This window comes from Pseudomonas sp. Arb-4-2C (genome assembly GCF_055755015.1).
Genome location: NZ_CM146899.1, coordinates 6,035,531 through 6,051,968, shown reverse-complemented (window position 1 = coordinate 6,051,968; position 16,438 = coordinate 6,035,531). Strand labels below are relative to the sequence as shown.

The 16,438-nt window shown below is 62.4% G+C and carries 2 protein-coding genes; one reads left to right on the top strand and one right to left on the bottom strand.

The genetic code is table 11. From position 1 onward, the window contains the following. Window positions 1-6: 6 nt before the first annotated feature. Window positions 7-1,359, bottom strand: a complete 1,353-nt coding sequence (locus AC0J41_RS27430) for a TolC family outer membrane protein (RefSeq protein WP_473014093.1) — start codon at window positions 1,357-1,359, stop codon at window positions 7-9. A 358-nt stretch (window positions 1,360-1,717) separates the two neighbouring features. On the opposite strand from AC0J41_RS27430, the gene AC0J41_RS27425 reads away from it, so the two are divergent. After that, window positions 1,718-16,426, top strand: coding sequence for an immunoglobulin-like domain-containing protein (locus AC0J41_RS27425; protein WP_473014092.1), 14,709 nt, complete (start codon window positions 1,718-1,720; stop codon window positions 16,424-16,426). Window positions 16,427-16,438: the final 12 nt, after the last annotated feature.

Sequence of the window (16,438 nt, the reverse complement as noted above, 5' to 3'; positions counted from 1 at the left end):
TTCTGCTCAATTCATACCGGGCAGTTGGACCTTCGGCTTCACATCGTTCTGCACGACGGATGCCAATGGTGCGACCACTCCCTGGCTTCTGAGCAACTCGCCCATGGTCGCCTTGATTCGATACTGAGTAAATAACTGAATGTTCTTGATTTCAGCCAAACGGCGCGAAGCGGTGAACAACTCGTTTTCACTGTCGAGTAAATCGAGCAGGGTCCGCTCGCCAAGGCTGAACTGACGCTGATAAGCAGTACGCACCGCGGTGCTGTGATCAACATACTGCTGAGCGATCGGCACTTGGGCATTGGCGTTGTTCAAGGCGTTCCAGGCCAGGCCCAGTTCTTCGTTCAACTGACGCAGGGCGTTGTTGCGGATGTCCAGTGCCTGGTTCGACAGGTACGACTTGGATTCCAGATCGGCCTTGTTGCTGCCACCCGAATACAGGTTGAAGCGCATGCGCAACATGGCCTGCCATTCGTTGTTGTGACCGTTCTGGCCGTCCAGATCGTTATCGGCAGTGCGGCCCAGCTCGGCGTCGAAACGCGGGTAGAAGGTCGACTTGGCGGTCTCGTACTGCTTCTCGGCAGCGGCGATGTCGGACTCGGCCGAACGCAGGATCGGGCTGTTTTCCAGCATCTGCGTACGGGCTTCATTGAGGTTGGCCGGCATCATCGCCATGAACGGTGCCGGACGCTCCAGCTGGTCAGGCATCTGGCCGACGGCGCTGAGGAAGTTGGTCTCGGAGTCGGCGAGGTTGGTCTGCTCGGTGATCAGGTTGTTACGGGCCTGGGCCATCCGCGCTTCGGCCTGATCGAGGTCGGCACCGCTGCCGACGCCGCGCTGGGTGCGCAGCTGGATCTGGTCATAGATGCGCTGGTGGCTCTTGAGGTTTTCTTCGGCCAGACGCACGAATTCGCGGCGGGTCAGCACGTCCAGATAGACCTGAGCGACAGTCAGCGCGGTGCGCTCGGAAGTCCCCAGCAACGAGTAGGCGCGGGAGTTGACGGTGGCTTGTTGACGCCCGACCTCGCTGGACGTGGCAAAACCGTCAAAAACCATTTGCGAGAGACGTAAACTTGACTCGCCACGGTTCAGGGTTTCGTAGTGGTTGCTCCCACCACTGGCGCGGGTGGTCACGCTGTCGGTGCCTTCACGGCCATAACCGCCCAGCAGGTTGACCTTGGGCAGGTATCCACCTTTGGCAGCCTTTAACTGATAATCCGCCGCCAAACGACTGTTGACCCCTGCCTGGATTTCCGGATGGACATCCAATGCCTGTTGCATGGCTTCCGGCAAGGATTGTGCTTGGACGAAAGAGGCGGCGAGAGCGAACGGTAGAGCCTTGAACAGGTACAAACGCATGGTAAAGATTTCCCAGGACTTCTTGTCTTGAATCACAGCTAAACGTGCTGCTGCGTCGGATGATTGGCAACCGGAATGACCGTATGTCGGAAAGTTCAAAATAGGAACTGGATCACACGCTGAGGGACAGGTCGCCGCGGAAATATCAATGTGACATTAGTGGGGCGATTGTTTAGGATGGCACCCAGAAGGTCAATAGTTTGGCATAAAGTTAATAGCGAAAGAATCTAGCCAAATTATTGACGAAAGCAGCGTCAAACTTTGTTCAACCATTTTTAAAAGTACGTCCAGACTGAATAGGCGCTGATGCCGTCAGGTCTATGGAAGTCAACTGAACGTGACACCCGGAGAGTCTTCAATGAGCAGTGTTGTTGCCATCGTCAAAAGCATTGTCGGTCAGGTATTCGTGGTGTCCCCAGAGGGCGTACGTCGCGTACTCGTTGAAGGCGATCGCCTGTTCGTCGGCGACCAGATTGACACCGGCCTCTCGGGCGCCGTGTCGCTGGAACTGGCGGATGGCCGCACTCTGGACCTGGGCCGCGAAACCCAGTGGAGCGCCAACGCGCCCGACTCCAGCACTGACCTGGCCGAGGCCACCGCGCAGGCCGCACCGTCTGTAGCCGAGCTGCAGCAAGCCATCGCCGCCGGTGCCGACCCGACCACCGACCTTGAAGCCACCGCTGCCGGCGCCACCGCCGCAGGGACTGGCGGCGCGGCGGGTGGCGGCCACAGTTTCGTGATGCTCGACGCCACCGCTGGCCGCGTCGATCCGACCATCGGCTTCCCGACCGCAGGCATCAACTCCGGCGCACAAGCGGCGCAGAACATCACCGGCGGCCAGACCACCGACACCACCACCAATGCCCTGCGTGAGTCGACCCTGAGCCTCAGCGCCACGCCGACCATCACCGAAGCCGGCGGCGTGCTGGTGTACACCGCGACCCTGACCCAGGCGCCGCTGACTGACCTGACCATCACCCTGTCCAATGGCTCGGTGATCGTGATTCCGGCCGGCTCCACCACCGGCACTGTCAACGTGCCGCTGGCTCCGAACGACACCGTCTACAACGACCCGACCCAGATCGACGTGACCGTCACCGGTACCACCGGCGGCAACGGCATCACCGTGATCCCGCCGACCACGCCGGCGACGACCCAGGTCACCGACACCATCGACACCACCACCGTCACCCTGACCGCTGGCACCAGCGTCACCGAAGGTGGCCAGATCATCTACACCGCGACCCTGACCAACCCGGCCCAGACGCCGGTGACCGTCACCCTGTCCAATGGCTCGACCATCACCATCGAAGCCGGCCAGACCACGGGCACCGTCAACGTGCCGACCGCGCCGAATGACGTCTACAACAACGGCAGCACTGTCAGCACCACGATCACCGGTGCCACTGGCGGCAACTTCGAAAACCTGGTGCCGAACACGACGCCAGCCGTAACGAACATCGTCGATTCGCGCGACACCACCGGCCTGACCCTGACCGCCACCGGCACCGTGGTCGAAGGTGGCCAGATCACCTATACCGCGACCCTGACCAACCCGGCGCAGACGCCGGTGACCGTCACCCTGTCCAACGGCTCGACCATCACCATCGAAGCCGGCAAGACCAGCGGCAGCGTCAACGTGCCAACCGCGCCGAACGACGTCTACAACAACGGCGGTACCGTCAGCACCACGATTACCGGTGCAACCGGCGGCAACTTCGAGAACCTGGTGCCGAACACGACGCCAGCGACCACCACCGTCACCGACTCCATCGACACCACCAACCTGTCGCTGAGTGCCACCGGTACCGTGGCTGAAGGCGGCTCGATCGTTTACACCGCGACACTGACCAACCCGGCGGGCACCCCGGTGACCGTGACGTTGAGCAACGGCTCCGTCATCACCATCGAGGCGGGTAAAACCACCGGCACCGTGACTGTTCCGGCGCCTGCCGATGACGTCTATAAAGACGCCGGCAAAGTCGAAGTCAGCATCACCGGCACCACCGGCGGCAATTTCGAGAACCTGGTGCCGAGCACCGTGCCGGCCGTTACCCAAGTCACCGATACCATCGACACCTCGACCGTCAAACTGACCGCCGATACTTCGGTGGCAGAAGGCGGTACCGTCACTTACACCGCCACCGTCGGTGCACCGGTGACTGGCTCGCCAGTCACCGTCACATTGACCAACGGTCAGACGATCACCATCGAAGTCGGCAAAACCACCGGCACCGTCACCACCACGGCGCCGAACGATGCATTGACCGGCAATCCACCGCTGACCAACGCCATCACCAACGTCAGTGGCGGTAACTACGAGAACCTCGTTGCCGACAAAACACCGGTTTCCACAACTGTTACCGATACCGTCGACACCACCAACCTGTCGCTGAGTGCGACCGGCACCGTGGCCGAGGGTGGTTCGATCGTTTACACCGCAACCCTGACCAACGCGGCGGGCTCGCCTGTCACCGTGACCCTGAGCAATGGCGCGGTGATCACCATCGAGGCCGGCAAAACCACCGGCACCGTGACCGTTCCTGCCCCCGCTGACGACGTTTACAAGGACGCCGGCAAGGTCGAAGTCAGCATCACCGGCACCACCGGCGGCAATTTCGAGAACCTGGTGCCAAGCACCGTTCCAGCCGTGACCGACGTCACCGACACCATCGATACCTCGACTGTGAAGCTCAGCGCCGATACATCGGTGGCTGAAGGCGGCACTGTCACTTACACCGCCACTGTCGGCGCGCCTGTGACCGGTTCGCCTGTGGTCGTGACTCTGGCCAACGGCCAGACCATCACCATCGAAGTCGGCAAGACCACTGGCACCGTGACCACCACCGCACCGAACGATGCGTTGAACGGTCATGAGCCGCTGAGCAACTCGATCACCGGCGTGACCGGTGGCAACTACGAAAACCTCGTCGCCGACAAAACCCCGGTCAGCACCACCGTGACCGATACCGTCGACACCACCAACCTGTCGCTGACCGCGACCGGCACCGTCGCCGAGGGCGGTTCGATCGTCTACACCGCGACCCTGACCAATCCGGCCGGCACCCCGGTGACCGTGACCCTGAGCAACGGCTCGGTCATTACCATTGAAGCGGGCAAAACCACTGGCACCGTGACTGTCCCTGCGCCAGCCGATGACGTCTACAAAGATGCCGGCAAGGTTGAAGTCAGCATTACCAATACGGCGGGCGGCAACTTCGAGAACCTGGTGCCGAGCACCGCCCCTGCGGTCACCGAAGTGACTGACACCATCGACACCTCGACCGTCAAACTGACCGCTGATACCTCTGTCGCCGAAGGCGGTACTGTCACTTACACCGCCACTGTCGGCGCGCCTGTGACCGGTTCGCCTGTGGTCGTGACTCTGGCCAACGGCCAGACCATCACCATCGAAGTCGGCAAGACCACCGGCACCGTGACCACCACCGCACCGAACGATGCGTTGAACGGTCATGAGCCGCTGAGCAACTCGATCACCGGCGTGACCGGTGGCAACTACGAAAATCTGGTGGCCGACAAGACCCCGGTCAGCACCACCGTGACCGATACCGTCGACACCACCAACCTGTCGCTGACCGCGACCGGCACCGTCGCCGAGGGCGGTTCGATCGTCTACACCGCGACCCTGACCAATCCGGCCGGCACCCCGGTGACCGTGACCCTGAGCAACGGCTCGGTGATCACTATCGAGGCTGGCAAAACCACTGGCACCGTAACGGTTCCAGCGCCTGCCGATGACGTCTACAAGGATGCCGGCAAGGTTGAAGTGACCATCAAGGATGCTTCCGGCGGCAACTTCGAGAACCTGGTGCCGAGCACCGCCCCTGCGGTCACCGAAGTGACTGACACCATCGACACCTCGACCGTCAAACTGACCGCCGATACCTCGGTGGCCGAGGGCGGCACGGTTACGTACACCGCCACTGTGGGCGCGCCTGTGACCGGTTCGCCAGTGACCGTGACCTTGGCCAACGGCCAGACCATCACCATCGAGGTCGGCAAGACCACCGGCACCGTGACCACCACCGCACCGAACGATGCGTTGAACGGTCACGAACCGCTGAACAACTCGATCACCAACGTCAGCGGCGGCAACTACGAAAACCTCGTCGCCGACAAAACCCCGGTCAGCACCACCGTGACCGACACCGTCGACACCACCAACCTGTCGCTGACCGCGACCGGCACCGTGGCCGAAGGCGGTTCGATCGTCTACACCGCCACTCTGACCAACCCAGCCGGCACCCCGGTGACCGTGACCCTGAGCAACGGTTCGGTCATTACCATTGAAGCGGGCAAAACCACTGGCACCGTGACCGTCCCTGCGCCAGCCGATGACGTCTACAAGGACGCCGGCAAGGTTGAAGTGACCATCAAGGATGCGTCTGGCGGCAACTTCGAGAACCTCGTTCCGAGCACCGTCCCTGCGGTCACCGAAGTGACTGACACCATCGACACCTCGACCGTCAAACTGACCGCCGATACCTCGGTGGCCGAGGGCGGCACGGTTACGTACACCGCCACTGTGGGCGCGCCTGTGACCGGTTCGCCAGTGACCGTGACCTTGGCCAACGGCCAGACCATCACCATCGAAGTCGGCAAGACCACCGGCACCGTGACCACCACCGCACCGAACGATGCGCTGAACGGTCACGAACCACTGAACAACTCGATCACCAACGTCAGCGGCGGTAACTACGAAAACCTCGTGGCTGACAAAACCCCGGTCAGCACCACCGTGACCGACACCGTCGACACCACCAACCTGTCGCTGACCGCGACCGGCACCGTGGCCGAAGGCGGTTCGATCGTCTACACCGCCACTCTGACCAACCCAGCTGGCACCCCGGTGACCGTGACGTTGAGCAACGGCTCCGTCATCACCATTGAAGCAGGTAAAACCACCGGCACCGTTACTGTCCCGGCCCCGGCTGATGACGTTTACAAGGATGCCGGCAAAGTCGAAGTGACCATCAAGGACGCAGCGGGCGGCAATTTCGAGAACCTGGTGCCAAGCACCGTTCCGGCCGTGACTGACGTCACCGATACCATCGACACCACCTCGGTCAAACTGACTGCAACCGAAACCGCGGCTGAAGGCGGCACCGTCACCTACACCGCCACTGTGGGCGCACCCGTGACCGGTTCGCCTGTGGTCGTGACTCTGGCCAACGGCCAGACCATCACCATCGAAGTCGGCAAGACCACCGGCACCGTGACCACCACTGCACCGAACGATGCGTTGAACGGTCATGAGCCGCTGAGCAACTCGATCACCGGCGTGACCGGTGGCAACTACGAAAATCTGGTGGCCGACAAGACCCCGGTCAGCACCACCGTGACCGATACCGTCGACACCACCAACCTGTCGCTGACCGCGACCGGCACCGTCGCCGAGGGCGGTTCGATCGTCTACACCGCGACCCTGACCAATCCGGCCGGCACCCCGGTGACCGTGACCCTGAGCAACGGCTCGGTGATCACTATCGAGGCTGGCAAAACCACTGGCACCGTAACGGTTCCAGCGCCTGCCGATGACGTCTACAAGGATGCCGGCAAGGTTGAAGTGACCATCAAGGATGCTTCCGGCGGCAACTTCGAGAACCTGGTGCCGAGCACCGTTCCGGCCGTGACTGACGTCACCGACACCATCGACACCACCTCGGTCAAACTGACCGCAACCGAAACCGCGGCTGAAGGTGGCACCGTCACCTACACCGCCACTGTCGGCGCACCGGTCACCGGCTCGCCGGTCGTGATCACGCTGGCCAATGGTCAGAACATCACCATCGAAGTGGGCAAAACCACCGGTACCATCACCACCACCGCGCCAAACGACGCGTTGACGGGTCATGAACCACTGACCAACTCGATCACCGGTGTGACGGGCGGCAATTACGAAAACCTCGTGGCCGACAAGACGCCGGTCAGCACCACCGTCACGGACACCGTGGACACGACAAATCTGTCGCTCAGCGCCACCAACTCGGTCGCCGAGGGCGGTTCGATCACCTACACCGCGACATTGACCAACGCTGCTGGCTCGCCAGTCACCGTGACTCTGTCCAACGGTTCGGTGATCACCATCGAAGCCGGCAAGACCACCGGCACCGTGACTGTCCCAGCGCCTGCCGATGACGTCTACAAAGACGCCGGTAAAGTCGAAGTGACCATCAAGGACGCAGCCGGCGGCAACTTCGAGAACCTGGTGCCAAGCACTGTTCCGGCCGTCACCGAAGTCACCGACACAATCGACACCACCTCGGTCAAACTGACTGCAACCGAATCGGCCGCCGAGGGTGGCACCGTCACCTACACCGCGACCGTCGGTGCACCCGTGACCGGTTCGCCTGTGGTCGTGACCCTGGCCAACGGTCAGAACATAACCATTGAAGTCGGCAAGACCACCGGCACCGTCACCACCACCGCGCCGAACGACGCGTTGAACGGTCACGCGCCGCTGACTAACTCGATCACCGGCGTGACGGGCGGCAACTATGAGAATCTGGTGGCCGACAAAACCCCGGTCAGCACCACCGTAACCGACACCGTCGACACCACCAACCTGACGTTGAGCGCGACCGGCACCGTCGCCGAAGGCGGCTCGATCGTCTACACCGCGACCCTGACCAATCCGGCCGGTACCCCGGTGACCGTGACCCTGAGCAACGGCTCGGTGATCACTATCGAGGCTGGCAAAACCACTGGCACCGTAACGGTTCCAGCGCCTGCCGATGACGTCTACAAAGATGCCGCCAAGGTTGAAGTCACGATCAAGGATGCGGCGGGCGGCAATTTCGAGAACCTGGTGCCAAGCACCGTTCCGGCCGTGACCGACGTTACCGACACCATTGATACTTCGACGGTCAAACTGACTGCCGATACCTCGGTGGCCGAGGGCGGCACTGTCACCTACACCGCCACTGTGGGCGCGCCTGTGACCGGTTCGCCAGTGACCGTGACCCTGGCCAACGGCCAGACGATCACCATCGAAGTCGGCAAGACCACCGGCACCGTGACCACCACCGCACCGAACGATGCGTTGAACGGTCACGAACCGCTGAACAACTCGATCACCAACGTCAGCGGCGGCAACTACGAAAACCTCGTCGCCGACAAGACCCCGGTCAGCACCACCGTGACCGACACTGTCGACACCACCAACCTGTCGCTGAGCGCGACCCCGACGGTGAACGAAGGCGGCCAGATCACTTACACCGCTACCCTGACCAACGCGGCCGGCACCCCGGTGACCGTGACGTTGAGCAATGGCGCAGTGATCACCATCGAGGCCGGCAAGACCACCGGCACCGTGACCGTCGATGCACCGAAGGATGACGTCTACAAGGACGCCGGCACCGTTGAGGCGACCATCAAGGGCGCGACCGGTGGCGACTTCGAAAACCTGGTGCCGAACACGACACCGGCCGTGACCACCGTCAACGACACCATCGACACCTCCACTGTGTCACTGACTGCCACCGCCAACGTCGCCGAAGGCGAGACCGTGGTCTACACCGCGACCGTGACCGCGCCGGTAACCGGCGCGCCAGTCGTGGTTACCCTGTCCAACGGCCAGACCATCACCATCGCCGTCGGAGAAACCACCGGCAGCGTGAATTTCGTTGCACCGAACAGCCCGCTGGCGGGCGGCAGCTCGCTGAGCGTGACCATCGACAAGGCCACTGGCGGCAACTATGAAAACCTGGTGACCGACAGCAAACCGGCGAACACCTCGGTTTCTGACACCGTCGACACCACCAACCTGAACCTGACCGCCAGCGACTCGGTGGCTGAAGGTGGTTTGATTGTCTACACCGCGACCCTGACCAACCCGGCCGGCACCCCGGTGACCGTGACCCTGTCCAACGGCGCGGTGATCACCATCGAGGCCGGTAAAACCACCGGCACCGTGACTGTCCCGGCGCCTGCCGACGACGTCTACAAAGATGCCGGTAAAGTCGAAGCGACGATTTCCACCGCTACCGGTGGCAACTTCGAAAACCTGGTGCCGAGCACTGTGCCAGCCGTGACCAACGTCACCGACACCATCGATACCACCACGGTCAAACTGACCGCGACCGAGTCTGCTGCCGAAGGCGGCACTGTCACCTACACCGCGACCGTCGGCGCGCCAGTGACCGGTTCGCCTGTGGTCGTAACCCTGGCGAATGGTCAGAACATCACCATTGAAGTGGGCAAGACCACGGGCACCGTGACCACCACCGCGCCAAACGATGCGTTGAACGGCCATGAGCCACTGAGCAACTCGATCACCGGTGTAACCGGTGGCAATTACGAGAATCTGGTCGCTGACAAGACGCCGGTCTCGACCACCGTGACCGACACCGTCGACACCACCAACCTGTCGCTGTCCGCGACCGGCACCGTGGCCGAAGGTGGCTCGATCGTTTACACCGCGACGCTGACCAACGCCGCTGGCTCGCCAGTGACCGTGACTCTGAGCAACGGCGCCGTGATCACCATCGACGCCGGCAAAACCACCGGCACCGTGACTGTCCCAGCGCCTGCCGATGACGTGTACAAAGACGCGGGCAAAGTCGAAGCAACCATTTCGACCGCTACCGGTGGCAACTTCGAAAACCTGGTGCCAAGCACCACGCCGGCCGTGACCAACGTTACCGATACCATCGATACCACCACCGTCAAACTGACCGCGACCGAGTCTGCTGCCGAAGGTGGCACCGTCACCTACACCGCGACCGTCGGCGCGCCAGTGACCGGTTCGCCTGTGGTCGTGACCCTGGCGAATGGTCAGAACATCACCATCGAAGTCGGTAAAACCACCGGTACCGTGACCACCACCGCGCCGAACGATGCGTTGAACGGCCATGAGCCGCTGAGCAACTCGATCACCGGCGTGAGCGGTGGCAATTACGAGAATCTGGTCGCTGACAAGACGCCGGTTTCGACCAACGTCACTGACACTGTCGACACCACTAACCTGTCGCTGACTGCCACTGGCACCGTCGCTGAAGGTGGTGCGATCGTTTACACCGCCACTCTGACCAACCCAGCTGGCACACCAGTGACCGTGACCCTGTCCAACGGCGCGGTCATCACTATCGAAGCCGGTAAAACCAGCGGCACCGTGACCGTTCCGGCACCGGCCGATGACGTGTACAAAGACGCGGGCAAAGTCGAAGCAACCATATCGACCGCCACGGGTGGCAACTTCGAAAACCTGGTGCCAAGCACTGTTCCTGCGGTCACCAACGTTACCGATACCATCGATACCACCACCGTGAAGCTGACGGCTTCCGAAACAGCGGCCGAGGGTGGCACCGTCACCTACACCGCCACTGTTGGTGCACCGGTAACCGGTTCGCCAGTCACCGTGACCCTGGCCAACGGTCAGAACATCACCATCGAAGTGGGCAAGACCACGGGCACCGTGACCACCACCGCACCGAACGATGCGCTGACCGGTCATGCGCCGTTGACCAACGCCATCACCAACGTGAGCGGCGGCAACTACGAAAACCTCGTGGCTGACAAAACCCCGGTCAATACCACCGTGACCGACACCGTCGACACCACCAACCTGTCGCTGAGCGCTACCAACTCGGTCGCTGAGGGCGGTTCGATTGTTTACACCGCAACGCTGACCAACGCCGCTGGCTCGCCAGTGACCGTGACCCTCAGCAACGGCGCCGTGATCACCATCGAGGCCGGTAAAACCACCGGCACCGTGACTGTCCCAGCGCCTGCCGATGACGTGTACAAAGACGCAGGCAAAGTCGAAGCAACCATTTCGACTGCCACCGGTGGCAACTTCGAAAACCTGGTGCCAAGCACCACGCCGGCCGTGACCAACGTCACCGACACCATCGATACCACCACGGTCAAGCTCACCGCGACCGAGTCTGCTGCGGAAGGTGGCACCGTCACTTACACTGCGACCGTCGGTGCACCGGTAACCGGTTCGCCTGTGGTCGTGACCCTGGCGAATGGTCAGAACATCACCATCGAAGTCGGTAAAACCACCGGTACCGTGACCACCACCGCACCGAACGATGCGTTGAACGGTCACGAACCGCTGAACAACTCGATCACCAACGTCAGCGGCGGCAACTACGAAAACCTCGTGGCTGACAAAACCCCGGTCAATACCACTGTCACCGACACCGTCGACACCACGAATCTGTCGCTCAGCGCGACCGGCACCGTGGCCGAGGGCGGTTCGATCATCTACACCGCGACGCTGACCAACGCAGCGGGTTCGCCAGTGACCGTGACTCTGTCCAACGGCGCCGTGATCACTATCGACGCCGGCAAAACCACCGGCACCGTGACTGTCCCGGCGCCAGCCGACGACGTCTACAAAGATGCCGGTAAAGTCGAAGCAACCATTTCCACCGCTACCGGTGGCAACTTCGAAAACCTGGTGCCAAGCACCGTGCCGGCCGTGACCAACGTCACCGATACCATCGACACCACCACCGTGAAGCTGACGGCTTCCGAAACAGCGGCCGAGGGTGGCACCGTCACCTACACCGCCACTGTCGGTGCGCCTGTGACCGGCTCACCGGTCACCGTGACCCTGGCCAACGGTCAGAACATCACCATCGAAGTGGGCAAGACCACGGGCACCGTGACCACCACCGCACCGAACGATGCGTTGAACGGCCATGAGCCGCTGAGCAACTCGATCACCAATGTCAGCGGAGGCAACTACGAGAATCTGGTTGCCGACAAAACTCCGGTCAGCACCACCGTGACCGACACAATCGACACCACCAACCTGTCGCTGAGCGCTACCAACTCGGTCGCTGAGGGCGGTTCGATTATCTACACCGCAACGCTGACCAACGCCGCTGGCTCGCCAGTGACCGTGACCCTCAGCAACGGCGCCGTGATCACCATCGACGCCGGCAAAACCACCGGCACCGTGACCGTTCCTGCACCCGCCGATGACGTGTACAAAGACGCCGGTAAAGTCGAAGCAACCATTTCGACCGCTACCGGTGGCAACTTCGAAAACCTGGTGCCGAGCACTGTGCCGGCGGTGACCAACGTTACCGATACCATCGATACCACCACGGTCAAGCTCACCGCGACCGAGTCTGCTGCGGAAGGTGGCACCGTCACTTACACTGCGACCGTCGGTGCACCGGTAACCGGTTCGCCAGTCACCGTGACCCTGGCCAACGGCCAGAACATCACCATCGAAGTCGGCAAAACCACCGGCACCGTGACCACCACTGCACCGAACGATGCGCTGACCGGTCATGCGCCACTGACCAACGCAATCACCAATGTCAGCGGCGGCAACTACGAGAACCTCGTGGCCGACAAGACACCGGTCAGCACCACCGTGACCGACACTGTCGATACGACCAACTTGTCCCTGAGCGCCACCAACACGGTCGCCGAGGGCGGTTCGATCATCTACACCGCGACATTGACCAACGCCGCTGGCTCGCCAGTCACCGTGACCCTGAGCAACGGTGCCGTGATCACCATCGATGCCGGCAAAACCACCGGCACCGTGACCGTTCCTGCGCCAGCCGACGACGTCTACAAGGACGCCGGCAAAGTCGAAGCAACCATTTCGACCGCAACGGGTGGCAACTTCGAAAACCTGGTGCCGAGCACTGTGCCGGCGGTGACCAACGTTACCGATACCATCGATACCACCACGGTCAAACTGACCGCGACCGAGTCCGCCGCTGAAGGTGGCACCGTCACCTACACCGCGACTGTCGGCGCACCAGTGACCGGCTCGCCGGTCGTGGTGACTTTGGCCAACGGCCAGAACATCACCATCGAAGTGGGCAAGACCACGGGCACCGTGACCACCACTGCGCCGAACGACGCGCTGACCGGTCATGCGCCACTGACCAACTCGATCAGCAACGTGACCGGCGGCAACTACGAAAACCTCGTCGCCGACAAGACCCCGGTCAGCACCACCGTCACCGACACCATCGACACCACCAACCTGTCGCTGTCCGCGACCGGCACCGTGGCCGAAGGTGGCTCTATCGTTTACACCGCGACGCTGACCAACGCCGCTGGTTCGCCAGTGACCGTTACTCTGTCGAACGGCGCCGTGATCACCATCGACGCCGGAAAAACCACCGGCACCGTGACTGTTCCGGCTCCGGCTGACGACGTCTATAAAGATGCCGGCACTGTCCAGGCCACGATCAAGTCCGCCACCGGCGGCAGTTTCGAAAGCCTGGTGCCAAGCACCACGCCGGCCGTGACCAACGTCACCGACACCATCGATACCACCTCGGTGAAGTTGACGGCCACTGGCACCGCAGCGGAAGGCGGTAACGTCGTCTACACCGCGACTGTCGGCGCGCCAGTCACCGGTTCGCCTGTCACCGTGACCCTGTCCAACGGCCAGACCATCACCATCGAAGTCGGCAAAACCACCGGCACCGTGACCACCACTGCGCCGAACGACGCGCTGACCGGTCATGCGCCACTGACCAACTCGATCAGCAACGTGACCGGCGGCAACTACGAAAACCTCGTCGCCGACAAGACCCCGGTCAGCACCACCGTGACCGACACTATCGACACCACCAACCTGTCGCTGTCCGCGACCGGCACCGTGGCCGAAGGTGGCTCTATCGTTTACACCGCGACGCTGACCAACGCCGCTGGTTCGCCAGTGACCGTTACTCTGTCGAACGGCGCCGTGATCACCATCGACGCCGGAAAAACCACCGGCACCGTGACTGTTCCGGCTCCGGCTGACGACGTCTATAAAGATGCCGGCACTGTCCAGGCCACGATCAAGTCCGCCACCGGCGGCAGTTTCGAAAGCCTGGTGCCAAGCACCACGCCGGCCGTGACCAACGTCACCGACACCATCGATACCACCTCGGTGAAGTTGACGGCCACTGGCACCGCAGCGGAAGGCGGTAACGTCGTCTACACCGCGACTGTCGGCGCGCCAGTCACCGGTTCGCCTGTCACCGTGACCCTGTCCAACGGCCAGACCATCACCATCGAAGTCGGCAAAACCACCGGCACCGTGACCACCACTGCGCCGAACGACGCGCTGACCGGTCATGCGCCACTGACCAACTCGATCAGCAACGTGACCGGCGGCAACTACGAAAACCTCGTCGCCGACAAGACCCCGGTCAGCACCACCGTGACCGACACTATCGACACCACCAACCTGTCGCTGTCCGCGACCGGCACCGTGGCCGAAGGTGGCTCGATCGTTTACACCGCGACGCTGACCAACGCAGCGGGTTCGCCAGTGACCGTGACTCTGTCGAACGGCGCTGTGATCACCATCGACGCCGGCAAAACCACCGGCACCGTGACCGTTCCAGCTCCGGCTGACGACGTCTACAAGGACGCCGGCACTGTCCAGGCCACGATCAAGTCCGCCACCGGCGGCAGTTTCGAAAGCCTGGTGCCAAGCACCACGCCGGCCGTGACCAACGTCACCGACACCATCGACACCACCACGGTCAAACTGACCGCGACCGAGTCTGCTGCCGAAGGTGGCACTGTCACCTACACCGCGACCGTCGGCGCGCCAGTGACCGGTTCGCCTGTGGTCGTGACCCTGGCGAATGGTCAGAACATCACCATCGAAGTCGGCAAAACCACCGGCACCGTGACCACCACTGCGCCGAACGACGCGCTGACCGGTCATGCGCCACTGACCAACTCGATCAGCAACGTGACCGGCGGCAACTACGAAAACCTCGTCGCTGACAAGACCCCGGTCAGCACCACCGTGACCGACACTATCGACACCACCAACCTGTCGCTGTCCGCGACCGGCACCGTCGCCGAAGGCGGTCAGATCACCTACACCGCGACCCTGACCAATGCGGCCGGCTCGCCGGTGACCGTGACCCTGAGCAACGGCTCGGTAATCACCATCGACGCCGGCAAAACCACCGGCACCGTGACCGTTCCTGCGCCAGCCGACGACGTCTACAAGGACGCCGGCAGCGTGCAGGCCACCATCACCAACGCCAGCGGTGGCAGCTTCGAAAACCTGGTGACCAACACCGCGCCAGCCGTGACCAGCGTCACCGACACCATCGACACCACCACTGTCAGCATCACCGGCAGCACCTCGGTAACCGAAGGCCAGACCGCCAGCTACACCGTCAGCCTGACGCACCCTGCGCAAACCGACGTGACCCTGAAAATCGTCTACAGCGGCACCGCTGCCGACGGTTCGGACTTCACCGGCGTGTACACCGTGAAGATCCCGGCGGGCGCCAGCAGTGCGCAGTTCAACGTCGCGACCATCGATGACAAGATCACCGAAGGCACCGAGAACTTCGTGGTCAAGATCGACTCGGCCACCGGCGGCAACTTCGAAAACCTGGCCGTCAGCAGCACCAATGGCAGCGTCAGCACCTCGATCATCGACAACGATGCGCCACCGGTCATCGACCTGGACGCCAACAACTCCAGCGGCGCCACCGGTGCCGACTACAAGGTGACGTTCACCGAAAACACCCCGGGCGCCGGCGTGTCAATTGCCGACACTGACCTGACGATCACCGACCCGGACAGCACCATGCTGACCGGCGCGACCATCGTGCTGACCAACCGTCAGGACGGCGATGCGCTGAACCTGGGCAACAGCGTCAATGGCATCACCATCAATGCCAACAGCACCAACGGCACCGTGACCCTGACGCTGTCGGGTAACGCGACGCTGGCCGACTACATGCAGGCGATCAAGAACATCACCTTCACCAACGGCAGTGAAAACCCGAGCACCGTGCCGCGGATCATCACCGTGACCGTGACCGATGGCGGCAACTACTCCAACACCGCGACCACCACGGTCAACGTGGTGGCGGTCAACGATGCGCCGGTCGCCGCGCCGGTCAACGTCACGGGTACTGAAGACACCCCGCTGATCCTCGGCTGGTTCGACCTTCGGGGTGACCGATGTCGACAGCCCGGCCAGCAGCCTCGGCGTGAAAATCACCCAGCTGCCGGGCGAAGGCAAACTGCAGTACCTGGACGGTTCGACCTGGAAAGACGTCGCCACCAACCAGACCTTCAGCAAGGCTGATATCGACGCCGG

What these genes read in the sequence shown, in the direction of transcription:
- AC0J41_RS27430 (WP_473014093.1), bottom strand. Translation starts at nt 1,359, where the DNA reads ATGCGTTTGTACCTGTTCAAGGCTCTACCGTTCGCTCTCGCCGCCTCT.
- AC0J41_RS27425 (WP_473014092.1), top strand. Translation starts at nt 1,718, where the DNA reads ATGAGCAGTGTTGTTGCCATCGTCAAAAGCATTGTCGGTCAGGTATTC.